General features: G+C 45.2%; 34 protein-coding genes. 25 read left to right on the top strand and 9 right to left on the bottom strand.

Going from position 1 to position 24,634, the window contains the following annotated elements; genetic code table 11:
- Window positions 1-14: 14 nt before the first annotated feature.
- From ACXACN_RS07400 to ACXACN_RS07370, 7 genes are all read left to right on the top strand, one after another.
- Window positions 15-509 (top strand): NUDIX hydrolase, encoded by a 495-nt coding sequence (locus ACXACN_RS07400; protein ID WP_474966825.1) that lies wholly within the window; start codon window positions 15-17, stop codon window positions 507-509.
- Entirely contained in the window at window positions 493-1,002 is a 510-nt protein-coding gene (locus ACXACN_RS07395; protein ID WP_474963468.1) for a GNAT family N-acetyltransferase, read from the top strand. Before ACXACN_RS07400 ends, ACXACN_RS07395 begins: the two co-directional genes overlap by 17 nt.
- Window positions 995-1,420 (top strand): NUDIX hydrolase, encoded by a 426-nt coding sequence (locus ACXACN_RS07390; RefSeq protein WP_474963466.1) that lies wholly within the window; start codon window positions 995-997, stop codon window positions 1,418-1,420. Before ACXACN_RS07395 ends, ACXACN_RS07390 begins: the two co-directional genes overlap by 8 nt.
- Window positions 1,417-2,421 carry an SDR family oxidoreductase gene (locus ACXACN_RS07385; protein ID WP_474963465.1) on the top strand — a complete coding sequence of 335 codons (1,005 nt, stop codon included), beginning with the start codon at window positions 1,417-1,419 and terminating at the stop codon, window positions 2,419-2,421. The genes ACXACN_RS07390 and ACXACN_RS07385 overlap by 4 nt, the downstream gene beginning before the upstream one ends.
- Before the next feature lie 102 nt (window positions 2,422-2,523).
- Complete coding sequence (locus ACXACN_RS07380) at window positions 2,524-3,321, top strand: SDR family oxidoreductase (protein ID WP_474963463.1); 798 nt, start codon at window positions 2,524-2,526, stop codon at window positions 3,319-3,321.
- 19 nt (window positions 3,322-3,340) lie between these two features.
- Window positions 3,341-3,694: a VOC family protein gene (locus tag ACXACN_RS07375; RefSeq protein ID WP_474963462.1), complete on the top strand. Its 354-nt coding sequence runs from the start codon at window positions 3,341-3,343 to the stop codon at window positions 3,692-3,694.
- An 11-nt stretch (window positions 3,695-3,705) separates the two neighbouring features.
- Window positions 3,706-4,413 carry an alpha/beta fold hydrolase gene (locus ACXACN_RS07370; RefSeq protein ID WP_474963460.1) on the top strand — a complete coding sequence of 236 codons (708 nt, stop codon included), beginning with the start codon at window positions 3,706-3,708 and terminating at the stop codon, window positions 4,411-4,413.
- A 64-nt stretch (window positions 4,414-4,477) separates the two neighbouring features.
- On the opposite strand, the gene ACXACN_RS07365 is transcribed toward ACXACN_RS07370, so the two are convergent.
- A complete protein-coding gene (locus tag ACXACN_RS07365) occupies window positions 4,478-4,669 on the bottom strand; it encodes a hypothetical protein (RefSeq protein WP_474963459.1) in 192 nt (63 codons plus the stop codon).
- A 112-nt stretch (window positions 4,670-4,781) separates the two neighbouring features.
- On the opposite strand from ACXACN_RS07365, the gene ACXACN_RS07360 reads away from it, so the two are divergent.
- Both ACXACN_RS07360 and ACXACN_RS07355 read left to right on the top strand, forming a co-directional pair.
- Window positions 4,782-5,576, top strand: a complete 795-nt coding sequence (locus ACXACN_RS07360) for a metallophosphoesterase family protein (protein ID WP_474963457.1) — start codon at window positions 4,782-4,784, stop codon at window positions 5,574-5,576.
- Window positions 5,527-5,934, top strand: coding sequence for an NUDIX hydrolase (locus tag ACXACN_RS07355; protein WP_474963456.1), 408 nt, complete (start codon window positions 5,527-5,529; stop codon window positions 5,932-5,934). Before ACXACN_RS07360 ends, ACXACN_RS07355 begins: the two co-directional genes overlap by 50 nt.
- A 43-nt stretch (window positions 5,935-5,977) precedes the next feature.
- Here ACXACN_RS07355 and ACXACN_RS07350 read toward each other — a convergent pair whose 3' ends face one another.
- The 3 genes from ACXACN_RS07350 to ACXACN_RS07340 all read right to left on the bottom strand — a co-directional run bounded on the left by ACXACN_RS07350 (window position 5,978) and on the right by ACXACN_RS07340 (window position 9,067).
- Window positions 5,978-6,652 (bottom strand): NAD(P)H-dependent oxidoreductase, encoded by a 675-nt coding sequence (locus ACXACN_RS07350; RefSeq protein WP_474963455.1) that lies wholly within the window; start codon window positions 6,650-6,652, stop codon window positions 5,978-5,980.
- Window positions 6,653-6,725: 73 nt separating this feature from the next.
- On the bottom strand, window positions 6,726-7,364 hold the full coding sequence (locus ACXACN_RS07345) for a YczE/YyaS/YitT family protein (RefSeq protein ID WP_474963454.1): 639 nt from the start codon (window positions 7,362-7,364) through the stop codon (window positions 6,726-6,728).
- A gap of 146 nt (window positions 7,365-7,510) precedes the next feature.
- On the bottom strand, window positions 7,511-9,067 hold the full coding sequence (locus ACXACN_RS07340) for an ABC-F family ATP-binding cassette domain-containing protein (protein ID WP_474963452.1): 1,557 nt from the start codon (window positions 9,065-9,067) through the stop codon (window positions 7,511-7,513).
- Between the two features lie 110 nt (window positions 9,068-9,177).
- Between ACXACN_RS07340 and ACXACN_RS07335 the strand changes: the two genes are divergently transcribed.
- From ACXACN_RS07335 to ACXACN_RS07315, 5 genes are all read left to right on the top strand, one after another.
- Window positions 9,178-10,062, top strand: a complete 885-nt coding sequence (locus ACXACN_RS07335; RefSeq protein WP_474963451.1) for an NAD(P)/FAD-dependent oxidoreductase — start codon at window positions 9,178-9,180, stop codon at window positions 10,060-10,062.
- Window positions 10,063-10,234: 172 nt separating this feature from the next.
- Window positions 10,235-11,749 carry a potassium/proton antiporter gene (locus tag ACXACN_RS07330; RefSeq protein WP_474963450.1) on the top strand — a complete coding sequence of 505 codons (1,515 nt, stop codon included), beginning with the start codon at window positions 10,235-10,237 and terminating at the stop codon, window positions 11,747-11,749.
- Window positions 11,750-12,207: 458 nt separating this feature from the next.
- A complete protein-coding gene (locus ACXACN_RS07325; protein WP_474963448.1) occupies window positions 12,208-12,633 on the top strand; it encodes a DMT family transporter in 426 nt (141 codons plus the stop codon).
- A gap of 15 nt (window positions 12,634-12,648) precedes the next feature.
- Complete coding sequence (locus ACXACN_RS07320; protein WP_474963447.1) at window positions 12,649-13,344, top strand: Crp/Fnr family transcriptional regulator; 696 nt, start codon at window positions 12,649-12,651, stop codon at window positions 13,342-13,344.
- Window positions 13,345-13,355: 11 nt separating this feature from the next.
- A complete protein-coding gene (locus tag ACXACN_RS07315) occupies window positions 13,356-13,838 on the top strand; it encodes a DMT family transporter (protein WP_474963446.1) in 483 nt (160 codons plus the stop codon).
- Between the two features lie 33 nt (window positions 13,839-13,871).
- On the opposite strand, the gene ACXACN_RS07310 is transcribed toward ACXACN_RS07315, so the two are convergent.
- From ACXACN_RS07310 to ACXACN_RS07295, 4 genes are all read right to left on the bottom strand, one after another.
- The gene (locus ACXACN_RS07310; RefSeq protein ID WP_474963444.1) at window positions 13,872-14,762 is read right to left on the bottom strand and encodes a manganese catalase family protein; all 891 of its coding nucleotides are present in this window, start codon (window positions 14,760-14,762) and stop codon (window positions 13,872-13,874) included.
- A gap of 12 nt (window positions 14,763-14,774) precedes the next feature.
- Window positions 14,775-15,002 (bottom strand): YuzF family protein, encoded by a 228-nt coding sequence (locus tag ACXACN_RS07305; RefSeq protein ID WP_474963443.1) that lies wholly within the window; start codon window positions 15,000-15,002, stop codon window positions 14,775-14,777.
- Window positions 15,003-15,159: 157 nt separating this feature from the next.
- Window positions 15,160-17,001 carry a terpene cyclase/mutase family protein gene (locus tag ACXACN_RS07300; protein WP_474963441.1) on the bottom strand — a complete coding sequence of 614 codons (1,842 nt, stop codon included), beginning with the start codon at window positions 16,999-17,001 and terminating at the stop codon, window positions 15,160-15,162.
- 115 nt (window positions 17,002-17,116) lie between these two features.
- Complete coding sequence (locus tag ACXACN_RS07295) at window positions 17,117-17,617, bottom strand: peroxiredoxin family protein (RefSeq protein WP_474963439.1); 501 nt, start codon at window positions 17,615-17,617, stop codon at window positions 17,117-17,119.
- Between the two features lie 371 nt (window positions 17,618-17,988).
- Between ACXACN_RS07295 and ACXACN_RS07290 the strand changes: the two genes are divergently transcribed.
- From ACXACN_RS07290 to ACXACN_RS07265, 6 genes are read left to right on the top strand one after another with little or no spacing between them, the layout of a single operon-like run.
- Window positions 17,989-18,603 (top strand): hypothetical protein, encoded by a 615-nt coding sequence (locus ACXACN_RS07290; RefSeq protein WP_474963437.1) that lies wholly within the window; start codon window positions 17,989-17,991, stop codon window positions 18,601-18,603.
- Window positions 18,604-18,623: 20 nt separating this feature from the next.
- Window positions 18,624-19,049: a DUF4871 domain-containing protein gene (locus ACXACN_RS07285; protein WP_474963436.1), complete on the top strand. Its 426-nt coding sequence runs from the start codon at window positions 18,624-18,626 to the stop codon at window positions 19,047-19,049.
- 12 nt (window positions 19,050-19,061) lie between these two features.
- Window positions 19,062-19,241, top strand: coding sequence for a hypothetical protein (locus ACXACN_RS07280; protein ID WP_474963435.1), 180 nt, complete (start codon window positions 19,062-19,064; stop codon window positions 19,239-19,241).
- Window positions 19,242-19,266: 25 nt separating this feature from the next.
- On the top strand, window positions 19,267-19,566 hold the full coding sequence (locus ACXACN_RS07275) for a hypothetical protein (protein WP_474963434.1): 300 nt from the start codon (window positions 19,267-19,269) through the stop codon (window positions 19,564-19,566).
- 17 nt (window positions 19,567-19,583) lie between these two features.
- Window positions 19,584-20,033: a GNAT family N-acetyltransferase gene (locus ACXACN_RS07270; protein ID WP_474963432.1), complete on the top strand. Its 450-nt coding sequence runs from the start codon at window positions 19,584-19,586 to the stop codon at window positions 20,031-20,033.
- A 53-nt stretch (window positions 20,034-20,086) separates the two neighbouring features.
- Window positions 20,087-20,326, top strand: a complete 240-nt coding sequence (locus ACXACN_RS07265; protein ID WP_474963431.1) for a hypothetical protein — start codon at window positions 20,087-20,089, stop codon at window positions 20,324-20,326.
- Window positions 20,327-20,332: 6 nt separating this feature from the next.
- On the opposite strand, the gene ACXACN_RS07260 is transcribed toward ACXACN_RS07265, so the two are convergent.
- Window positions 20,333-20,695: a VOC family protein gene (locus ACXACN_RS07260; RefSeq protein WP_474963430.1), complete on the bottom strand. Its 363-nt coding sequence runs from the start codon at window positions 20,693-20,695 to the stop codon at window positions 20,333-20,335.
- 58 nt (window positions 20,696-20,753) lie between these two features.
- On the opposite strand from ACXACN_RS07260, the gene ACXACN_RS07255 reads away from it, so the two are divergent.
- From ACXACN_RS07255 to ACXACN_RS07235, 5 genes are all read left to right on the top strand, one after another.
- On the top strand, window positions 20,754-21,203 hold the full coding sequence (locus tag ACXACN_RS07255; protein WP_474963428.1) for a GyrI-like domain-containing protein: 450 nt from the start codon (window positions 20,754-20,756) through the stop codon (window positions 21,201-21,203).
- Between the two features lie 48 nt (window positions 21,204-21,251).
- The gene (locus ACXACN_RS07250) at window positions 21,252-21,596 is read left to right on the top strand and encodes a MerR family transcriptional regulator (RefSeq protein WP_474963427.1); all 345 of its coding nucleotides are present in this window, start codon (window positions 21,252-21,254) and stop codon (window positions 21,594-21,596) included.
- Window positions 21,593-22,051: an SRPBCC family protein gene (locus tag ACXACN_RS07245; protein WP_474963425.1), complete on the top strand. Its 459-nt coding sequence runs from the start codon at window positions 21,593-21,595 to the stop codon at window positions 22,049-22,051. Before ACXACN_RS07250 ends, ACXACN_RS07245 begins: the two co-directional genes overlap by 4 nt.
- Window positions 22,052-22,163: 112 nt before the next feature.
- The gene (locus tag ACXACN_RS07240; RefSeq protein WP_474963424.1) at window positions 22,164-23,027 is read left to right on the top strand and encodes a cupin domain-containing protein; all 864 of its coding nucleotides are present in this window, start codon (window positions 22,164-22,166) and stop codon (window positions 23,025-23,027) included.
- A gap of 596 nt (window positions 23,028-23,623) precedes the next feature.
- The gene (locus tag ACXACN_RS07235) at window positions 23,624-24,604 is read left to right on the top strand and encodes a CobW family GTP-binding protein (protein WP_474963423.1); all 981 of its coding nucleotides are present in this window, start codon (window positions 23,624-23,626) and stop codon (window positions 24,602-24,604) included.
- The last annotated feature ends 30 nt before the right edge of the window (window positions 24,605-24,634 follow it).

Below are 24,634 nucleotides of genomic sequence, written 5' to 3'. Positions count from 1 at the left end.
GGAGCGATTTGGATATGACCTATACCATCTGTTTCATCAAACGAGGCGAACAATTGCTGCTGTTGAATAGGAACTCTGCTCCGGTTCGCGGATTGTGGAACGGTGTCGGCGGAAAGATCGAGGGAGGGGAAGCACCGCTTGCCAGCGTGCAGCGTGAAGTAGCAGAAGAAACGCAACTTTTTCTCGATGAAGATCGATTCGAATATAAGGGAACAATCTCTTGGGTAGTTGATGGGAAAAAAACAGGTGGAATGGAAGCCTACTTGGTGAACGTAAACGATGAATCCCTGTACCCAACGCCTATGGAAACGGAGGAGGGCATTTTGACTTGGAAAGACGTGTCCTGGATTCTGGCTGAAGACAATGATGGAGTCAGTCCAATGATTCCTTATTACCTCCATACTTTATTGCATGAAAAGCAAGAAGTTCATCATCATTTTATTGTACATAACAGAAGAATTATACAATACGTCAAGGGAGAGGGGAAAAGTCATGTTGTTGTTCCGTGATCTGAAACAAGAAGACTGGAAGAAGATCCATACCTATGCTTCAAAATCGGAGGTCTCGAAATACCAGCCTTGGGGGCCGAACACTGAAAAGGAGACACAGGACTATGTCCAGCATTTGATCCATGAAATCAGACAGACTGAACCTCGGAAACACGCATGGGCCATTTTACGTGAACATGATGGGGACCTCATCGGTGTGGCGGAACTGACGATTTTGGACGCTTATCATCAGACGGGGGAAATGGCTTACATCTTACATCCGGATGAATGGGGACAGGGCTTGGGTACACATGTGGCTAAGAAATTGATCCGTGATGGTTTCAAGTCGTTCCAACTCAAGCGAATCCAGGCAACGTGCCACCCTGATAACAAAGGATCGATACGGGTGCTCGAGAAAAGTGGCATGGAGCTGGAAGGTCGATTGCGTGGTCATTTGAAGTTGAAAGAAGGTAGGCGGGATTCGCTTCTTTTCAGTGTACTGAACGATGGATAAGTGGCGGGGAGCAGCTGCCGTCTGCATCAATGAAAAGAATGAACTTCTTATGGTCCTTCAGGGGAAAACGGGCGAAATGAAGACGTGGTCCGTGCCTTCTGGAGGGATGTTAACAGGGGAAACCCTTGAACAATGCTGTGTGAGAGAAACGTTTGAAGAAACAGGATACATCATTCAAGTCGACGGGCGCTTGCATACAAAAAGGGAAAGGATAGGGAAAACGGATATCCATGTGGACTACTTTTCTTCTACCGTTACGGGTGGGTGTATGCAAATCCAAGACCCTGATCATTTGATCCATGAGGTTCGCTGGATTACACAACATGAACGGATGGACATGCACCTCTCTTTTCCAGAAGACCAATCTTTATTAATGGATCTATTGATAAAAAATAGAGAAGGAGTGAGTCGCACATGAAGCTGCTTGTTATTGGCGGAACGAAATTTGTTGGGCGGCACATCGTTGAATCAGCCTTGAGCGAGGGTCATGAGGTGACGTTGTTTCATAGAGGGAAGACGAATCCGGGTTTGTTTGAAAATGTAACCAATATTTACGGGGACAGGGAAAATCAAGAGGACTTGAAAAAGTTGTGCAGACATAACTGGGACGCAGTCATCGATACGTGTGGGTATAAACCGTCTACCGTATCTAAGAGTTTGAAGGCCCTGACCAACTGTACAAGAAAGTACGTGTTCATTTCCACCATATCCGTCTATCCAGATTTTACGGCTGTTCATAATCTGAAAGAAACGGCTGAGCCAGTGACACTCTCAGAGAATGAACTGGAACAGGCGGAAAGGAAAGAAGCCTTCGATCCATCTCTATACGGACCGTTGAAGGCTCACTGTGAGCAGGAAGTCCAAAAACATATGAACGATACTAGCATCATCATCCGCCCGGGGTTGATTGTAGGTCCTCATGACCCGACCGATCGTTTTACGTATTGGCCTTCAAGAATGGCCGAGGGAGGAGAAGTGCTAGCTCCGGGGAGGAAAGACCAACAAATACAGTTCATTGATGTCAGAGATTTAGCGGAGTGGATTGTCCGTTTGTCTGCTACAGAAGAAACGGGGGTCTTCAATGCCAATGGTCCTGAAGAGAAGCTGACGATGCAAACCTTTTTGGAAACGTGTGCATCGACGTTGAATAAAGAGGTGGCGTTGACGTGGGTAGACGCATCGTTTTTAGCAGAGGAAGGGGTCCAACCTTGGAAAGATCTCCCCGTATGGATTCCGACAGAGGAAGATTTCAGTCAGGATAACAGGAAAGCGATAGGGAGTGGATTGAACTTCCGTCCGTTAAAAGAAACCATTATGGACACATACGAATGGGACCAACAGAGAGAGAATGAAGAGAGACTTGCGGGGCTGACGAGGGAGCATGAAGCCGTCGTTTTGGAAAAGTGGCATAGGAAGTGAAAACTAAATTCGTGGATGCTCCGTGTACGTCTCCTATGATGCACGGGGACCATCCGGAAATGATCATCCGATACATCAGAAACCACTGGAGTTGAATTAGACATGACAGAAGCGAATCAAACGCAGTCATTAATAGGGAGAACCGCCATCGTCACAGGTGTCAGCCGTGAGAGTGGTATCGGTACAAGTATATGTAGAAAGCTCGCAGAAGCGGGGGCAAACATCTTTTTTACTCACTACCGGCCTTATGATCAAACAGAGGGTGAGGGAGTAGAAGAACATTGGCCAAGAACGCTCACCAAACAGTTGGAAGAGCATGGAGGGCAAGTTGCTCATATGGAAGCGGATTTGCGTGAAGACGATCTGTCGCAGCGCTTATTAGAGCGTGTCGTGAAAGACATAGGTGTGCCTTCCATCTTGGTCCATAACGCGACATTCAGTGTGAACTCAAACTATAAGGATTTGACTTCAGAACTTCTGGACAATCATTATTCGATCAATAACAGGGGACCGATTTTGTTAAGCCAGGCTTTCGCCAAGCTGTTTGAACAAACCTTTCATCCAGAAGAAGGAGGAAGTATCGTATTTCTTGTCTCTGGAGGCCCGGACCCGAACAACCTTGCCTATATTGCTACAAAAGGTGCGTTGAAGGCACTCACACCGCCTTTAGCCACAGGGCTTGCCCCCATAGGAATTAACGTAAATGCCGTCGATCCTGGACCGACGGATACAGGTTGGATGGATCAGGAGACGAAGGAGAGTCTTTTGCCCTTGTTTCCTAAAGGGCGGTTGGGAACGGCGGATGATGCAGCCAAATTGATCCGATTTCTTGTGAGCCCGGATGCCTCATGGGTGACCGGGCAGGTCATCCATTCAGATGGTGGATTTCTAGGTCGATAATAAAAAGGAGGACGATCCAATGAAAAGCCCGATTCAAAACGAAGTAGGAGCCATTTTTGTTCCTGTCAAAGACATTGAAAAAGCACGTGACTGGTATTGCGATTTACTTGGAGTTGAGTCCTATGATGATTTTCCGGGTGGCCATCTTTACGTTTTACCTATGAAACATACAAGGGTTGTGCTGGATAGTAAGATCTTTTCAGAAGAAGCTCTCTTCGGCGCACCGGCCTTTCATTTCAATACCGATGACATCGAGGGAGCTTACACATACATGAAAGAAAAAGGAATCGAGTTGGTCTCTGACATTCAGTTCGGTCACTTTTTCAATTTCAAGGACCCGGATGGGAATCTGTTGATGATCTGTCAATGCTAGGAGGAAAATAATTGATTTTACATACAGAAGTAGCAGGAGACGGCGAGCCCCTCGTATTCCTACACACCGGTCTACAAGTAGGGAAAACGGATTTTATTCAACAGCGGGAGTACTTCTCATCGAACTACAAGGTGATTGCGCCTGACCTAAGAGGTCATGGGAAATCTCCAGCTGATGATGTAGATGACTATTTCAATCAAGCGGCTGATGATCTCGCGGAGACACTGAAATCTCTGGACCTATCCTCGGCCCATATCGCTGGCTGTTCATTTGGAGCCATCACAGCGATTTTCTTTGCAAAAAGACACCCTGATTTCGTCCGTTCCATGACGATTTCTGGTGTGACACCTACCAAGCCTGAGCATTGGAAAACGATTAACGAAGAAGAATCAAAATTTCAGATGAACCTTTTAAACGATGAAGAAACGTGTGCGTACTTCGATTCTCTTCACGGAGAAGGATGGCAGAGATTCATTCGCATGGGGCAGGACGAAGGATGGTATCCATTTGAAACCACTGGCTCCTTAGAGTCATTGAAGATTCCTATCCTCTATTTGATCGGAGAGGGCCAGAAACATGAACTTGAAGGTGTGACGACTTACAAAGAACAATCTGATTCTATTCATGTTGCTGTACTTCCGTTTGCGTCTCACTTGGTTCATGAAGAACAACCCGATTTATACAATAAGACTATGGATATGTTCCTTTCAAAACAGTGAATGGTCGAGTTTCGAACGGCATAAAATGAAGAAAAACCGAACAGAGTTCGGTTTCAAAAAGGGTTTAGGTGATCTTGCGGATATTAATCGTACTAATATCCGTCATATGAGTGGACTGATCTTTATCATCCACCCACAACAGAAAATTGTTCGTAAGGTTCAGAGCGGCGTCATCGGAAGTGAACTGGATAAAGACGCCTGTGCCGATCGAATTTCCGGCAGAATACACTTCAATGCGGTCTCCCGTATGAAACATAGCAATCACCTCCTTCCATCATAGAGGGATAGTCTATTCTATGAAACTAGTAGAAGGATAGCTTGGACGCATATAATCACAAGAGAGTAAAAAAATGGAAGGGGGTCCCCGTATGAAACGGTTGGCTGTCATGACAGATGTGCATGGAAACATCTATGCTCTTCAAGAGGTCCTTCGTGATCTGAAGAACCAGCAGGTGGATCGCGTCTATTGTATGGGAGACTTGATAGGGATCGGTCCTTTTTCGAATCAAGTATGCGAGCGGTTATATTCTTTTGGTAGAATGGAAATCGTCAGAGGGAATCATGACGAGGCGGTGCTAGCGCTGATCAACGGCGAGGCTTATCCTGAAAGTCGATGGAATGTGAAGGAGCATCATCAATGGGTGGCCGATCGTTTGTATAAGAGATACATCAAGTGGATGGATCGTATGCCGCGCCAGCTCGATGCAGAGATTGAAGGGCACACCTTTCATTTTACGCATTACCCAATGGATCGCCAGTCGAGTCTCCTGCCCATTAGTGAAGATCCATTCGACCAGCTTGGCCCTCCAAATGGAGATAACTTTTCAAAGGTGGATGAATTAGATACGTCTGCGATTATCTGTTTCGGCCATGACCACGAGGAGCATCATTTTTCCATCAACGAAAGGGTATTTTACAATCCTGGCTCTTTGGGGTGTCATAACAAACCTTTTGCCCGTTACGGAATCATAGAAATAGAAGGGAAAAATGTTCAATTCATCACCCGTCGAGTTCCTTACCCCATGGATACATATTTAGAACATTTGGATCGTATTGACTTTCCTCGGAAGGAAGTCATCATGAAAATTTTTGATAAAAATAGGAGGAACCATCGTGACACCACCGAAACACATAGTATCAGCAGCAACCATTATCATGAATGAAGCAGAAGAAGTGTTATTGATCAAGGGACCGAAACGGGGGTGGGAGATGCCGGGAGGTCAGGTGGAAGAAGGCGAATCATTGAAAGAAGCCGCCATCAGAGAAACGAAAGAGGAATGCGGGTTGGATATTGAAGTCACGAGGTTTTGTGGAGTTTTTCAAAATGTTGATCGTTCGATTTGTAACACGTTGTTTCTAGGGAAAGTGGTCGGCGGTACGATGCAGACGACAGAGGAAGCGTTGGAGGTCGGCTTTTTCCCAATGAGTGAAGCGAGAAAAATGGTCACATGGGGAAATTTCAAGGAACGGATTGAGCTTTGTTTGGATGCAAGCAGGCAGCCGTTCTTAGTCGATTTTTAATAGAAAAAAAGGAGCTTTCTTGAGAGAAAGCTCCTTTTTTGTGTTACACCCACTTTACGACATCATCGAAAGAACGGCGGGATTTTTCCGGTTGTTCATTGGCGCGGTATCCGAATGCACACATCACCGATACACCGAAACTTCCGTTTTCGAGAAGACCTTCCTGTTCCAATAGGTCATTCATCTTCTGCCTGTTGAATCCTTCAATCGGGCACGAATCGATGCCGATTTCGGCGGCAGCTGTCATCATGTTCGCTAATGCGATGTACGTTTGTTTGGAAGCCCAGTCGTAAAGAGGGCGATCGCCTTCAAGAAGGTCAAAGTCTTCTTTTTGGAATTCTTCAATTCGGCTCAGGTACTTTTCCATAAAGTCTTCTGGCAGTTGTTTGACGTTCTTGAAGTGGTCTTGCAAGTATTCAGAATCATACTGAGTATCTTTCCTCGTCCTTGCGAGAAAAATGACGAAGTGACTTGCGTCAGGAAGCTTGCCGTAAGCACCCCACGCGGTGTCTTTAATTTTTTGTTGGAGTTCAGGGCTCTGAACGACGACAAACCGCCAAGGCTCGAATCCGAACGAGCTTGGAGATAATCGTCCGACTTCCAGAATGAAGTTGAAATCCTCTTCGGAAATCGTTTGATCTGGGTCGAATTGCTTTGTGGCATGCCTGAACTTGGCTGCTTCTAGTATTTCCTGCTTCTTCGTTTCTTTGTCACTCATCTTTTTCCCCTCCTGCGGTAAAATTACAAAAGTAATATACCACAGAAGATAGGGATGATTCATGAGTTATGCTCTAGTAAGCTTCCTGGTACGCGGCTTCTCCGCCAGGGTGGAAGCGGTAATAGAGCGGGTAGAACCGTGTATAGACAAACTGAATAACCGGACCAAGGAAAAGCATCGGTGCAAGGGTACCGAGTCCAACTGGTCCACCTATGGCAAGGGCAAGGCTTGTCATGATGACCGCAACCAACGTTTGACCCGTTTGGAGACTCAATTGGAACCTGGAACTTACCGCAAGGAACAGCTGGTCGACCGGAGCTCTAGGGAATTGAGGCAGAATATAGATCGCGACCCCCAATCCGATGAATCCGACGCCTGCAAGCAGGGTCATGATTTGTAAGGCGAAGGGCGCGGACGATAAGTTAACATGAACAAATACGACCTCCAGCCAAAAGTCCAAAATCAAGCTTTCTAAGAGTACAGGGACGACCGCCCTTGTTTCCGGGAGGGCGTTCATCAATTTGGCGTTGATGAAGATGATGATCAACTGAAAAGCTCCGTACCAAAAACCGACGGTATAACCGAAGTGATCGGACACCCCGATGAAGAATGAGGTCCAGAAACCAGCTCCGAGTGTCGCATTGATGAGCAGGGCTACACCGAAGAAATTGATGAACATGCCGACAAGGTAAACCGTGGCACGATAAAGCATGACAAATGCCTCCTTTCCATAAAAAAAGTGGTCACGAGTAGAGTTTTTCTCTAAATCGTGACCACATTTTATTAGCGATTGATTTATAGGTCAATCAAAAAATTTTGGAAAGGGAGTGGAATCCCGGAATGGAGGGTTTCACTCGCTTAAAAAACTTTTGTCGTCCAGTCTTCGCAGTTCCATACATCTGTTACAATATCCTGGTAAAATTCAGGTTCGTGTGAGATGAGCAGGACACTTCCTTTGTATTCTTTCAAAGCGCGCTTCAACTCAGCTTTTGCGTCCACATCCAGGTGGTTGGTGGGCTCATCAAGTACGAGAAGGTTGGTCTCTTTATTGATTAATTTACAAAGTCGGACCTTCGCTTTTTCGCCACCGCTCAACACTTGGACCTTACTCTCGATGTGTTTCCGAGTTAGTCCGCATTTCGCCAGAGCGGCACGCACCTCGTACTGGGTGAAGTGACGGAACTCTTCCCATACTTCTTCAATACATGTGTTGTCTCCGATTTCCTTCAACTCTTGTTCAAAGTAGCCGATGTGCAAATGCTCTCCAAGCTCGACGGAGCCTGAAACGGGCTGAATTTCACCGAGGATACTTTTCAGCAACGTCGTTTTTCCGATGCCGTTTGCCCCGGACAAGGCGATTTTTTGACCTCTCTCCATAGAAAGGTCGAGAGGACGGGACAGGGGCTCATCATAACCGATCACGAGATCTTTTGTTTCAAACAAGTATTTCCCAGGAGTACGAGCTTGCTTGAAGTTGAATTGCGGTTTCGGCTTTTCGGCATCGAGTTCGATAACGTCCATCTTATCAAGTTTTTTCTGCCGGCTCATCGCCATTTTACTTGTCGCTGCATTCGCTTTGTTCCGTGCGACGAAATCCTTCAAGTTGGCGATTTCTTTCTGCTGCTTTTTATAAGCGGCTTCCAATTGCTGCTTTTTCATATCATACACACGCAAAAATTCATCATAGTCGCCAGGGTAGCGGGTCAGCTCCTGGTTTTCCATATGATAGATCAAGTTGACCACACTGTTTAAGAACGGAATGTCGTGGGAAATGAGAATGAAGGCATTCTCATATTCCTGAAGATACGTCCTCAGCCATTCGATGTGCTCAACGTCCAAGTAGTTGGTCGGCTCGTCAAGAAGCAGAATTTCCGGTTTTTCCAGTAAAAGCTTCGCAAGCAGAACTTTCGTACGCTGACCACCACTGAGGTCATGCACATCCCGCTCAAGGCCGATTTCGTTCAGCCCGAGTCCATTGGCCACTTCCTCCACTTTGGCGTCGATGGTGTAAAAGTCATTGTTCGTCAGCATATCCTGAAGGACACCTGTCTCTTCCAGTAAATCCTGAAGTTCATCGGGATCTACTTCGCCCATTTTGCCAAAAAGGTCATTCATCTCCTGTTCCATATCGAACAAGTATTGAAAAGCCGTGCGCAAAACATCACGGATGGTCATGCCTTGTTTTAAATCGGCATGCTGATCGAGGTAGCCAATACGGATGCGCTTTGACCAGGTGATCTTGCCGGCATCCGGCTCAAGCTTTCCTGTAATGATATTCATAAATGTCGACTTGCCTTCACCATTCGCTCCGATCAAGCCGATGTGTTCTCCTTTTAACAAACGAAAAGACACGTCATCAAAGATCGCACGATCCCCGAAGCCGTGGCTCAAGTTTTTCACTGTGAGTAAGCTCATTGTCGTTAACACCTTTTCTATCGTAAGATTCGTCCTTCTATATTATAAAGGGGAATGACAGGAAACGATAGGGGAAAAGTAGGTAGAGTAGAGGAAAGGGGTCGTTAGGCATGTCTTATGATTGCATCATCATGGGTGGAGGCATAGCTGGTTTGCAGGCGGGAATCATGCTTGGAAGGTACCGACACCGGGTTTTGTTGATCGATAGCGGAAGAGGCCGCTCCAGTCTTTGTCACAGGTATAACAATATCATCGGTTTTCCTGATGGCGTAAGCGGTCAAGAACTGCGCCACCATGGGTTCAACCAAGCGGAATCTTTTGGAGTGGAAACGCTGAAAGATAAGGTCGTCGATGTTCGTGAAAACTTCCTGGTCGAAACACAAAGTGGGGAATCACATCAGACAAGGACGCTATTGTTTGCCACAGGGATTGAAGAAAAATTCCCACCGATTCCAGGCATCAAAGAATGCCTCGGCTTATCTGTGTATGTCTGCCCTGATTGTGATGGCTATGAAATCGTCGGTGAAAAGACGGCTGTTGTTGGGAGTGGAGAAAAGGGAGCACAGCTGGCGCTCATTTTACAAGACTGGAGCGAGGAAATCATTTTCTTCAATCATGGTGGGGAGGCGCTATCTCTTGACATGCAAGGAAAACTTCGTGAGCACCGGATTCTCGTCCAACAAGTGGAAGTGGATCAGTTCGAACATGATGGAGGTGTACTGAAAGCCATTCATACAAAAGGAGGTCATCGCTGGGATGTAGGAAAAGCTTTTCTGGCTTTTGGTGGGAACCAGGTTCAATCCGATTTAGCGATTAAACTTGGGGCTGAAGCAACGGAGAAAGGTCACCTCATTGTGGATCCCAGGACGAAAATGACCACTGTGGAAGGAGTATGGGCAGCAGGTGACATCGTGGATCATTCGCAATTCGTGACCACAGCGATGGGGGATGGAGCCCAGGCCAGCGTATGGATTCACAAATGGCTGAAAAGGTGATTTCTTTGATTTCAACCGATGGATATAGGATAATGGAAAATATATCATTTATTATCTCTGACACCAGACATCCTGCCTTGATTCATCAATCCACGCTCCATCTTCTTTTTACAAGTTACACACCTGAATCATTCAAATCAAATGGAGTGTATAAGGAGAATTAAAAACCTACATGTTTTTTGACGCTTTTGGGACGGATTCATTTTTATTACTTACCGCATTATTATTGTTCAGCGGCGTGCTGGTAGCGAAGTTCTCCAGCCGCTGGGGAATCCCGGCATTGATTTTGTTCATTATGGTAGGCATGGCTTTTGGAAGCGAAGGGCTTGGAATCGTTTATTTCAGTGATGCCGGCACGGCCCAGGTCATCGGTGTCTTTGCTCTCGTCATCATTCTGTTCGAAGGTGGTCTACATACGAAGTGGGGGACGGTCCGCTCTGTGGCTGTACCTTCCTTATCACTCGCTACGTTAGGCGTGTTGATCACCTCCCTCATTGTTGGACTTGCCGCTTATCTACTGTTTGAACTCAGCTGGTTGGAATCGTTCTTATTCGGTGCCATCGTCGGTTCGACCGATGCGGCAGCCGTTTTCGCCGCATTGAAAGAAAGAAACATCAAAGCTAAAATGGGGGCGACGCTTGAGGCAGAGTCTGGGACGAACGACCCGATGGCCGTCTTTCTGACATTGTCTCTGATTGAATTGATCACCTCAGAACAAGCATCGTTCTGGATGCTGATTCCGACTTTCTTTATTCAGATGGGACTCGGTCTCATCATAGGTCTAGCCTTAGGAAAGTTGGCATCAGCCTCGATCAACCGGATCAAACTGGATTCAAGCGCCTTGTATCCGATCTTTTCCGTAGCTTTTGCATTGGCCACCTACAGCATCACCGCGTTTAGCGGAGGAAGTGGTTTCTTAGGCGTTTATGTAGCTGCCCTTGTGATTGGCAATAGCGAACTGACCTATCGTTACTCCATCTTTCAGTTCAATGAAGGATTCGCATGGATGGCTCAGATTCTCATGTTCGTCATTCTCGGTCTTTATGTATTTCCGAGCGAGTTGTTCACTTCAACCATCATGTTGAATGGACTTTTGTTATCGATTGTTCTCATTTTGATTGCAAGGCCCGTTGCCGTTTTCTTGTCGATGATCAAGATGAACTACTCGACGAAAGAGAAATTGTTCATCTCATGGGCCGGCTTGCGCGGGGCTGTACCGATCGTCCTCGCCACATTTCCAATTGTGGAAGGATTGCAGAACAGCCAGAGCCTATTTAATCTCGTCTTCTTCGTCGTGCTGACCTCAGCACTCGTCCAAGGTTCGACCATTTCGCTCGTCGCGAAAAAAATGAACCTCGTCGGACCGAAAAAAGACATCCCGCACCACAGCATTGAATTGATTTCCATGGGTAAAGCCAAAGCGGAAATGATTCAATACCAAACCAATGCCGAATCAGCCGTCGTTGGGAAAAAGCTTCACGAAGTCAGCTTTCCGAACCGCGCCAACATCAGCGCCATTATTCGGAACAATGAAGTCATCACACCTTATGGTGAAACAGAGATCAAAGCCGGAGACTTCCTTTACATTCTCGTGGAAGATAAGTACAAGGAACAGCTGAAGAAGACTTTGGAACAACGTGTTCAAAGAAGTGAGCAGCTCATGAAAGAAAAAGACGCTTCCTCCTGAAGCGTCTTTTTCTTATGAATCCATCTTCCTCACTAAAACTCTCAATTTTTGAAAACACCGTTTCGAGATGATTGTGAGAGGATTTAGGGGCTCCTGGAAAAGGTTCGCTTTCCATGGGGTGCTCAAACGACTCACCTCAATGAAGTCGAACTTGACTTGTTTCCAGAAATGGTTTCGAGACACTGATAGGGCAAAGGGCGGAGGGGAATGGCGAGACTCCTGCGGGAAGAGAGTGCTTGGTGAGACCCCACAGGACGCAGTCCGAGGAGGCTCACCGCGCTCCCGCGGAAAGCGAGTCATTCCCCGCAGCCCCATCCACTTAAAAAACATCTCGAAACGAGCCTGCCACAATCATGCCAAATAACTGGAGATGTGATAAATTTAAGGCTTTAGGACATATGTCCTTTTCGAAATCATCGTTATCCTTTTTAATGGATTTCAGAATAGGAGGATGAACGATGAAAGGTGCTTTATTTTCACTACTAGGAGGCTTGTGCATCACGATGCAGGGCATCTTTAACGCGAGGATGAGTGATTCCATAGGCGGCTGGCATACCACTTCGATGGTCCACCTCGTCGCCTTCACGATATCCATTCTCGTTTATTTTTATGTCAGAGACGGAAAAGGGAAAAGCTTTAAACGAGTGCCGTTCCTTTATTTGATCGGAGGGACGTTCGGAGTTGTCGTCGTCTTTGCAGAATTGACCGCAATCAAGATGATCGGACCAGCGAGTGCGATCGCCATTTTACTCGTGGCCCAAATCGGCACGGCTTTTGTCATCGAATCGAAAGGCTGGTTCGGCGAGAATAAAATCCCTGTAACGAAAAGACAGGGAATTGGAATTGCTATGATGCTTGCCGGTGTCATTCTGTTTCAATTGTAAAAAGGAGTACGTTTTATGAAAGAAACGAAAACCATTCAACCAGGTCCGTTTATCGAGAAATATGCCTTAGAGCACATATTTCCTGAAGCATTCACTTCAAAAATTAAGGTGTGCACGTTTTCAAAAGGAGACGTTCTTTTCGCACCGGGGGAAAGATTGAATGAAATGTACCTCCTTGTAGAGGGGAAAATCAAGATTTTCACGCTCACACCGGAAGGGAAGTCTTTGATCAACCGGTTTAAAAGGCCGCTCGGAGTGATTGGCGATGTGGAATATGTAAAAGGAAGCACGGTCATCAATTCTGTAGAAGCTGTTTCCGATGGATTGATGCTTGCGGCATCTTTTGATGACTTGAAGGAACTTGAAAAGAATCATCCGCCTTTCATCCGTTTTTTACTGGAAACGGTAGCGCACAAGTTTTATACCGAGTCCCAAGCGACGAGTCTGCATATGCTTTATCCGGTCGAAGTGCGGCTCGCGAGCTACTTCTTGTCGATTTCTTCAGATGGAGAAGGGACGCTTTTTCATCAGGAGATGAGGACAGCAAATCTTACAGAGCTTGCCGAGTGGGTTGGAACAAGTTATCGTCATTTGAACCGGGTGTTGAAGAAAATGGTTTCTGATGAAATCATTGAGCGCACGAATGGCTCCATAAAAATCAAAAATCTCGAGAAACTCCGGGACCTTGCGAACGGAAACATCTATGAATAAGGAGGGATACCGTGATCGGAGTATTATTTTCAATCGTAGCGGGCATATTGATCAGCCTGCAAAATGTGTTCAATGCGCGTGTCAGTGAAAAGACAGGGGCATGGGCGACCACATCACTCGTGCTGGGATTAGGACTGGTTTGTTCTCTCCCTGTGTTCTTTGCCATGGAACAGAGGAGCTTGTTTGATTTCGGAGATGTGAACAAAATCTTTCTGTTCAGTGGCGTTTTCGGAGTAGGGATCGTGTTCTGTCTCATGCGCGGCGTGACACTGATCGGTCCTGCCTATGCGATTTCCATTGCCCTCATCTCACAAATTGTCATCGCTTTTGTCATCAATACGGGAGGATGGTTCGGCTTCGATGCTTCTCCACTTTCTGTCTCAAAGCTTGTAGGAATTGCATTGTTGATCGGCGGTGTGCTTGTGTACAAATTGGAAAAACCACCGGTGGAAGAAGAGGAAGAACAACAGGAACTAGAACAAATGAGAGCGTGACCTCAACGAGAGGGGCACGCTCTTTTTTGTGTTTTACATATTTTCCATCAGTTTTTTGGCAATTCGTTCGTAGTCATCCCGGTCGATCCCAGGTGCAAATTCTTCGGGCAGATCATCGAGATCTGGAATCGGGGCTCCTTTTGGTGTCCCTTGAATGACTTTCAGTGGCTGTCCGTTTTCAGGATTCGTCCCTTTCCATATTTTCTTGATATCCTGATAGTCCCCATCACTCCACGTGTATAAGATGTTATCCAATCCTTGGTCAATATAGGGACGCGCATAATCGAATTTTGAATTGTCGAGGTCAGGAACCGGAAGCATTTTTTTCACATCGACACCAGTTGCGATTTCCAGGGCTTTGGCATAGGCGAGTGCATGGGTTCCACCACGTACGAGTAAGTATCCGATCATTTCCCGTGCCGTCGGATGGTCTGTCATCTCATAAACACGCATCTTGTGAGTGCGTGCTCCAAGTTCGAGAAAAAAGTTGTGTAACAGATCAAGGACCAGATTTCCACTTGAAAAAACGTTGTCCCCCGTCCAGGCACGGCCCATCGAATCACCGGGAAGAGCTGTTTGAGCGGTGGCGATGAATTGATACGTATTCCTTTTGTTCAAGCCATTTTGAAGAGGGGTAAGGTTTGGATCCCCGGTAAACGTGATTCCGCGCGTGAGAAGGTTGATTGAATTGTTTACGAGTTCCACATGCCCGAATTCTTCAGCTGTAATGCTTGCGACTAGATCATAGAAGGGACGGTGTTTTTTCTTTTGGCGAAAAGCGAAGGACTGGAACATGTAGTTATTCAATGTAGACATTTCGCCGAACTTTCCACCTAAAAGCTCCTGAACGGCAGCCGCAGCATTCGCGTCGCCGTGTTCAGGAATGGTCAGAGCAATCTGCATCCGGTCGAGTCGTTTAAACATAGGATCCTCCTTCTACTTGTAGGGTTGATCAGGAAACACCCACACGATCTGCTGGGTCCGGACGAAAAAAGGGGTTCCACTCACTTCCACGACAATATGATCCGGCATAACCGTCTTCAACCCGCCTCGTACAGATCCTTGTGTCGTCTGTACGACTACGAGGCTGCCTTGGATCGACATCAGCGTCTGGTATACATAGGGGTCGATGGCAGAATTCATTGATACGTTTTGAGAATTCATTTGTTCTGCTCCCTTCACAGGTAGTCTCACTTAAAGATGTATATGTACAATCCTTCCATTTAGGCATCATGAGCTGGAAAAAAGGTGGTTTGCATAGAGAATGCGCATGCCTTTCCTCCAGCTTTGAGATTTATTAGCAACTTCTTAAAAAGACTGCCTACGCGCCGAGCGATAGGTATTTCTTTAACACAAGAAGAGGCCAAATATAGTTGTAGCTGTGATAGTAGATGTAAAAGTTGCCGGGAAGTCCTGCTCCCGTCGGGTATTCGAACGTCCAGTCGTTCGCTTCCAATTTTCTGAGCACACATGCAATTCCTTTTTCAATGATCGGTGTTCGTCTTTCGTAAACAGCCATCAAGGCATCCAATGCCCAGGAAGTTTGCGAAAGAGTACTATCGCCTAAGGGGATGTATTTCTTCTTTTGGTCACTTTCGCATGACTCTCCCCATCCACCGTCTTCGTTCTGGGTGTTTTCTAAAAATTGAACGCCTTTTTCGATGTACCGATCATCCCTGCCAACGCCTACGGCTCGCATGCCAGTTAGAGCGGCCCACGTTCCGTAAATGTACGTGACTCCCCAGCGTCCATACCAGGATCCGTCTTTTTCCTGATGAGAACGGAGCCAGTTCACAGCTTTTTGAATGCGAGGATCTGTCAGAGGGAAACGAGCATCTGTACCAAGAAATTCGAGTGTCCGGCCGGTCAAGTCCGCTGTGGAAGGGTCGGTGCCTGCTGCTTCGGCCCCGTCCATAGGAACATATTTCATAAGGGAATTTGTCTTGCCTTTCTCAAAGGCAGGCCACCCGCCGTCATCGTTTTGCATCGCGAGCACCCACGCTAAGCCTCTTGTGTAGTGGCTTTGGAGGGAAGGGTCTGTACGAATGGCCCGTAAAGCGGCTGTTGTATCATCGATATCTGGATGAATGGTGTTGCTTTTAGAAAATCCCCATCCCCCTGGTTCGGTATGGCTGGTCGTTACCATCCAGTCTCCGAATTTGGTGTGTTGGTGTTTCAAAAGAAATTGTTCTGCTTCATTTAAAGGGACATCGGATGCTGGATGCGCTTGTAGAGCATAGGTGAGCAGGGCTGTATCCCATATGTCCGAAGGTGAGTTCTGGATATGGAGGCCCCGTTCTGTTTTGTAGGCATGGTGAATCAGTCCCTGGATCGCTTTTTTGATGATCGGGTCATGCTTTTGATAACCACAACTCACCAAAGCAAAGATCATATAAAAAGTGGAAGAGAAGTAGCTGTATAGGGTCCCATCGGATTCGATGCGCTGCAGCATATAGGTGAGCAGGCGCTGCCTTGAGAGCAGATAGAGTTTATGAGGAAGCCCAGCCAGGGATTTGACCGCACCTTGGACATTTGTTAATAACGAACGGCTTTCCTCAGGAAGCATGTTTTCATCTTCTCTAAAAAGGCAGTCGCTCATATCGGGTATTTGTTTGTTTTTCAGTACAAAAGGTTGATCGGAAAGCAGGAGAATCGGTGCCATGTGCACACGAGCGTAACTGCTGAAATCGAAAAAAGAAATAGGAGAAGACGGGGGAAGTAAAATGACATGCACAGGCAAATGGAAGAGGTGCGGCCATGGATACTGCCCGTGGATCGCCAGTGTGATTTTGGTCATGGAATGAGCTCGATTGAGCCCGCCATGCTTTCGAATATAGGCTTTGGCTTTCTTGATCGGGAGGTCATCTTTTGAATAGTAACCTGCATAAAGAAGAGCGAAGACCGCTTCAATCGTTGCGGATAGGCTTCCTTCATCGTCAGCATAGAGTTTCCAGTAACCCTCTTCGGTTTGAAGGGAAGAGAGCCGCTCACATATGAGCTTAATGAGCTCTTTTTCTTTCGTGAACGATTGGAGTAAAAGAATCATATTGGCATCGGTCATCAAACTGTTTTCGAAACAGAAATGGAAATTCCCATCGCTTGTCTGCCTTGATTGAATACGATCTGCAAGCGCGTCAATCGCCTGATGGATTTGTTCTTCCACAGTCATTCACCCTCTTTTATTCAATCCTTCTTATTTGTATGAAGAGGGAGAGGGATTCAGAAGGAGCTCACTGCAACTAAAAAACGAGCTTCCTGGTTGGAAGCTCGTTTTCTCTTTATTTCATGTTTTTTCTGATGTACTTGATGATCTTTCTGATCTCATCCGGATGAGGACGACCGAATGGACTTGTCTGCCTCTGCTGATACAGCACGCGTCCTTGTTCATCTGTTAAAAAGTATGCCGGTTCCCCATGTGTTCCATGGTCTTCATATGGCGCATGTTCATCATGGTAATGAACATGGTAATGGGAAAGGAAATCAAGGTTTTCATCAATCAGGATTGGGAAAGTGAAGTCGTGCTCACTCACCATCTTTTCCAGACTATCCTTTCCTTCATGGGTAATGGCTGCGAATTTGATATTATGTTCTTCAAAATAACTCAACGTGTTTTGGAACTCATCCAGCTCACTCATGCAGACAGGGCACCATGATCCGCGGAAATACACGAATAAGTACCACTGATCATTTCCTTTTAAATCCTCGGAAAAATGGAATTCTTCTCCCTGGACTGAGGATAGTTTGAAGTCCGGGGCATGTTGATATAACTTGAAACTCATGGAATGACACTCCCTTTTCTAATTTATCTCTCACATAGACTCATACCCTTTTCTAGTGGAAAGTAATGATTCTTTTCGGTAAAAGAGAACATTCAAGGGCAGGTGCTCGTTCATTAAGCTAGTTACCATGTTCCAGAATGGTTTCGTCCTTCCTAAAGGATTTTAACGTGTGATATTGAATTCATAAGATAAGGGAGTTTTCCTAGGGTTCCTATCGAATTTCCTATTCGCTTCAGCCATCGGTGCGAATATCAAACACTCTTGAAAATGGTGGAATAGCTCAACTTATGAATCTCTTGATAGACCAGCCGTTCAAATGTAGAGAGAGATTACATATCCATATTTTGGTATAATGAGGTGGGGGTGAAGCAATGGTGAGAGTATTTCTTTGGGTAATTGGAAGTATAGGAGTGATCATCGTCGCTATGATTGTTCTTTTCATTTTTGAAATGACCCCGAATTCAAGGATGGAAACGAAGGCGGAAGACTTGGGAGAAGCGTATATCCTTAAGCATTTTGATGGGCGGGCGGAAGTCTATGATGTGCTCTATGACAATATGGGGAATTTTGAATTCGAATACGCAGCCAAAGCAACCCACAAGACAACAGGAGTTAACTTTTTAATCTATGAAGCTGCCGATTCTCAGAGTGTAAAGGATACGTACGCCGAAAGTTATTTTGAACATCAAATAGAGAAGGATCTTCGACCGTTTATAGACGGGATCCAAGGTGTGGTTACACATATGGTCCATATTTCTAATGTTCCTCTGAAGTATCAACGGGAGGTAGATCTCCCTGAGTATAAAGACGTGAGCCTTGATTTTAACGTCATCATAGATTTGGATCGTGGTGCGTTGGGGGATGATCGAGAAACGATGGAAGAACTTTTTGTCTATATGAAAGAGAATCTGCAGATGGAACATGGGGCTGGTCGTTTTGTATATGAACCATCTTCTGGGGATGAGATGCTCCAGATGAGCTACTGACTAAAAGGCAGGAGGATGTTATGAAGAAAATCGTATGGCTTGTCTTATTACTCGTGGTTGCTGGGTGTCAACAAACAGAAGAAGCAAAGTCCACGATAGCCGATGAGACCGAGGAGTTTGAAGTGGGGTCCTACACGATGAGAGGGATTCCTGATCAAATCGCGTTCATTGATGCCCCATGGATTGCAGGTGAACCACAAAAGTACATGTGGCATTTTTGGGGAAGTGAAGAAGAGCTGACAGGGCCGTTTAAAGTCAAAGGTACCCATACAGAAACTGGGGAAACCGTCACCGTTTTGGAAGCTTCAGAAATCTCGGGACCGTTAAATGGCGCAGATGCTTCTCTTCCTTCGAATATGTCTTTACCAAAGAGCGGAGCGTGGTCATTGGAAACGAGTATTGATGGTGAGGGGTTCGGGACAATCACTGTTCAGGTAAACGAATAAGGGGGGATCCCATTGGAAACAGCAGGCGTCTTGATCCTTTTAGCTCTCGCCATTCTTCTCGATTATTTCTGGTTCGATCATGATCGTAAGCGGTGGGGGTGGATGAAACATTGGACGCGGGTACAAAAGGGTTTATTTCTGACCAGTTTTTTAGCAGCGGCCTTATGCATCTACATCAGCATGAGTCTTTAATTTTTCTAAGGAAGGTTTTCATAGGATGAGAGTTTTATCAGAGTTGTTGCGGATCGTATTGCTATTCATTTTCGTCGGTGCGTTGGTTTGGTCCATTCTTGGTCCATCATATAACGCTTTCCCATTATCTGGAGAGTACCAATGGCTTGGAGTCCTCGGAGTATTTGGGGTGCTCTTTGTTTTATACAGGAATACATGGCAGTTTTCTGGATGGTACAAAGGAGAAGAAAGGAAGAATTTGCCTAGACTGATGACCTGGACGCTCACGTTTGGGTCGTTATTGCTCATCGTATCTCCATGGGTTATTGAAATCATCAATCATTGAGGAGGGGACCTTCTATAATGGAGAATCAAATTTTGGAATTGAAAACCGAAGAGGAATGGAAATCTGCGTTTCCGATCATGAAACAATTGAGGTCACATGTAAGTGAAGAAAGGTATGTAGAATTGGTGCAGGAGGCGATGGAGGTAGACCGGTACCACTTGTTCGGGTTATATGCGGGTGATGAATTGGTTGCTGTTACAGGGTTCAAAGAAATGACGACGCTGTATTACGGGCGTTTTCTTTGGGTTTGTGATCTAGTCACAGCCAAGAATCATCGTTCTCGAGGATACGGAGAAGCGTTGCTCACATTTGTTGAGGATTGGGCTAGAGAACATGGCCTGGAAAGCGTAGCTCTATCGTCTGGGGTCAGTCGTCTGATGGCTCATCGATTTTATGAAGAAAAAATGGACTATGATCGGGCCAGTTACGTTTTCAGGAAGTCCTTTTCTGAAAGTGGAGAGAGTTGAAGGGCAAGCCGTTTGATCGTAAATGGCGGTGGCAAAGAATAAGAGAAAATGGAATGTGGATATTTTTGTTGTGTGGTTTGATCATCAATTATCCGCTGTTATACAGCATTGGAAACTTATGGGAAATGAAGGTGCCGCTGGTGCTCATGGTACTGTGGCTGTTGTTGCTCTGTACACCTGTAGTCATCTTCATAAGAAGAGCCGCGAAGTACGGCCGGACGATCGTCGTTTTTTCCTTAGCTACATTCTTATTATCTTTGTTCTTCGGATCGCTTCAATATGTTTACGGATAAGTAGTTTTATCCTGTGCAAACCATTACGATATTCCCATCCGGGTCTTGAATGTTAAAAAAAGAAATGTCGTCGAACCTTTGAATATCACTCTTGATGGTGTATCCAAGCTGTTGGACGAAGCGGTAAGATGCATCGATATCATCCGTATGAAAATTGAAAAGCGGGTGAGGCGATGGTTCAACATGTTCTGCCCCTCCATCAAGGATGACACCTGTATGCGTCGTCATCGGAAGATTATATACCGAGGAATGGATATCCTCCTCCGTATAAGGTTCCCCGATCAATTCGCTGTACCATCGAACGGAGCGTTTGATGTCAGTGACTGGGATGAATGTCGTATTGAGCCGGTTGCTAATAGGACTTTTCAAATCGTTTCCTCCTTTTAAATCTTATATTTCTACCATAACATGAAAGGATGTAAATATTTTGAAAATAAATAACAATGTCCAAGAAAAAGAGGCTTTTACACTCGTAGGTTATCGAGTCGTTTGTGATGGAGAAGATTACATAGTAGAAATACCCAAAGCATCTAAAAAACTTCAGCAGCGCTTTCCAGAATCGAATGTTCAATTAGGAGCTTTCATCCCGGGGGAGTGTCCGGAAGAAAAGGAAGGGTACTGGATCGGCGTACCAATGAGTCGCGACACAACGATCACGGAAGATATGACCCATTTAACAATTGAGAAGCAAACGTATGTGGTTTCTACCTATAATGGTTCAAATAAAAATATTCGAAAAGCCTATCTCACCTTGCACGATTGGATGGATCAGGAGGGTTACTCTCGTGATATGGAGTCCTGGCATGTGGAAGTCTACCATTCATGGGAGGACAAGGAAAATCTCCACATGGAACTTTGGGAAACCGTATGGACTTGACTCTGTGGTGCACCCCACGGTTTACTATAGGTAGTGGGAGGACACCGTGTGTATAAAATCAGCGAATTTTCAAATCTGACCGGACTCAGTAAAGAGACGCTCCGGTACTATGCAGAGGTCGGGCTGCTTGAGCCTGCGTACATTCATCCAGATAACCACTACAGGTATTATGATGATGGCAGTTACTTTTTAGCACTTATGCTCGGGAAACTCCGAGCGCTTGGATTTTCCATTCAGGAAATGAAAAAAGTGATGGAGGATGAATCCTTTTTACAACTGGAAGAATTACTACTCGAAAAACGGAAAAAGATTCATGATGAGATGCAAGTCCTGAAAGAGAGGCTTGCGGATATCGATGCATTTTTAGAATCTGGCAGGGAGGAAGACGAATGATCCAATGGGAAAATGATCGAGTCATACAGGCACCAATTGATGAAGTGTGGGAACTTTTCAGAGACTACAACATCAAACGAATCATGCCCAAAGTAGAAGAGCATGAATTGATTGAGAAGACAGAGAAGGAAGTAGGGGCCAAGCACCGCCAAACGTACCGGGAGGGTAAGCGCCTGGAAACTTATACAGTGGAGACGCTTGCGTATGAAGAATCTCCTGGGCGGAAGCATAAAAAAATCGCGTTCGTCATCGGAAAAGCCTTCGAAGTAACCGCATCCTTTCTTTTGGAGAAAGTGGATGAGGACCATACAAGACTCACTTATTCCGGACAAAACAAAGGGGTAAACTTCGTAGGAAAAGCGATGATGAAACTGGCCAACAAAAAAGGGAATGATCGTGTGGTGGAAGAATTCCTCGATCGTGTTGAACAAGAAGCGACGCATACGAACGTATAAGAACCCGTCTTAGGCGGGTTCTTTTCTTTTCCAAGATGGGAGAGGTGTACACGTATGATTCTCTCTTGCTCTGCATAGAAATGTGGAGAGTTTGGAGAGGGGGATAAGTCGGATGAATTACAATCCATATGGGTATGGATACCCTGGTGCTGGGGCGTTCCGAAGTGCTGAACAAAACACCGAAGACATTTTAGAAGGGATCAAGAAAAAGGATGCTGCCGTTCAAATCTTCAGTCAATTGGTTGATGCAGCCCCAGACGAATTCTATAAAAATGAAATCCGTCAAGCCAGAGAAAATGAGCAGAGGCACTTAAACCATTTCAAGAAGGTATATACATCTCTCACTGGCGAGCAGCCGGAGTATGAAAGAGAAGAAGCGAGCTTCCAGACGTTTGAAGAAGGTTTGAGGGCCGGCTATGATCGAGGCATCGAAGAATTTGAAAATTATCAAAAAGCGTATGTAGAAAACCAGGGAAATCAGCTTGGTGATGTGTTCTACAGAGCCTGCCATGACAAAGTCGTTACGACCAACCGAATCGTTGCCCTCTCACGGGGGGAGGGGCGTATGGTGATTAAAGATTATGGAGGGAAGCCGTTCGCCTTAGATATCGAAGAAGCGACGACTCAAAACCGTACCTTCCGCACAGCTTTATGGACAGGGGATCATTTACAGGTCACTTTGATGAGCATCGCTGTCGGGGATGATATCGGTTTAGAAGTCCATCCAGACGTCGATCAGTTTCTAAGGATTGAAGAAGGGCAGGGAATCGTTCAAATGGGGGATTCCAAAAATCAATTGAATTTCCAACAACAAGTCTCCGACGACTATGCCATCATGGTCCCTGCGGGCAAATGGCATAACCTAACCAACACAGGGCAGCAGCCATTAAAGCTCTATTCGATTTACGCCCCGCCTGAGCATCCTTTTGGCACAGTCCATAAAACAAAAGCTGACGCGATGGCTGATGAAGAATAGAAAGGACACGTGCTAGTCCAGAAACATACGAAAGAGACCAAAGGTCATAGGATTTGGTCTCTTTCTTTTTTTATTGAGGTGCTTTATTTTTATGAGTATTCTATTTTTGACATTCGACTCTTTAATTAATAATAGAAGATTCTTTCTTGACGTCACTTAGCATCTTTTTTAAATCAAAGTGATCAAGATTTTCACCAATAAGCCATTTATTTTCTAAGTTTTGAGGGGAGGGGGTAAATCACGACATGCCATAAGCCACTTTCATTATGATAGACGACGTAAAGAATGTAGGCATTTCTGCTTAGTGAAGGTACACCAAGCAGAAATGCTTATTTTAGAGATAAGGAAGTTATAGACTGTAAAGAGAGCGAACCACTTTGTTGTGGTTCGCTCTTTTCGTTAAAAGAGTTCTATACGCTTCATCAAGCATAATTAAATGTTCAAGTGATTTGTATGAACCATTACGAATATGGAGGACTCCAATCGAATGATTTTTTGGGAAAACAACGGTCATCAGGTATATTTTTTCTTTTCAAATAGTAGAGTGAAGTAAATAGTATCGATTACTATTAAATGATAAGAGGAGGATGTTAAGGATGGCCATACCCACTTATACCATTAGTGGATTCTTAGGAAGTGGAAAAACTACGGTTCTATTGAAGATGATAGAGGATTGTGAAAAGAATAATCTTCGGGTGGGCGTGATTTTAAACGAACTGGGAGAAGTAAATATAGAAAAGCCTCTATTTAAGGGACAAAACGTGAAAGAACTATTAAATGGTTGCATATGCTGTACTATCAAAGAGGATTTAAAGACAACATTAGATGAATTGATTACGGAGATGCAATGGAATAGATTGGACCTGCTATTAATAGAAGGAACAGGCGTTTCCAACCCTTTGGAAGTGAAGAAAGTATTAGAAGATCCTATTTACGCTTCTCACTTCAATTTATACTCTATGATTAGCTTGATTGACTCGAGTACCTTTCTGGAGTATCAAAGTATTTTTTCAAGCACAGCCGACATGCGGAAACTGTTGGAAGAACAGATTACAAGTGCCACGATCATTCTGTTAAATAAACTGGACCTCACTAAAGGGAAAATGTTAAGTAAATCCATCAAGAAAATCAAAGGGCTACTTGGAGAATCCGTTCCCATCTTTCAGACGTCCTATGGAAATGTCCCACTGTCAGAGTTATTCAAGAGAAGAATCGATCATCTTCCTACTTCGATCCATTCAGAAATTATAGAAGAGACTCCACATTCTCATCATCATCATCATCATCATCATCACCATCCTGGGCTGCATGCATTGAAGATTGATCCGGTTCCAATTATGAAGAAACGAGATCTGGAAAATTGGTTGAGCGATTTACCTAAAGCGATAGTAAGAGGAAAAGGGGTCGTGAATCTTGATGGCCATGAAGGGTTTTATTCCTTTCAACTTTCCTCCAACACGGTTACGTTTGAAAAAATTCAACATCCGGCCGGGTTGCGTCCTGCGATCATCCTGATTGGTAATCAGCTTCAGAAAACTGAACTGTTGAATAGTTTCAATCGGTTAGTAAAGACATGAAATTTTTTTAAATAGCTTAATCTTATAGGA

It is taken from the genome of Halobacillus sp. AWM4_238 (assembly GCF_056158265.1).
This window is presented reverse-complemented; position numbering and strand designations above follow the sequence as displayed.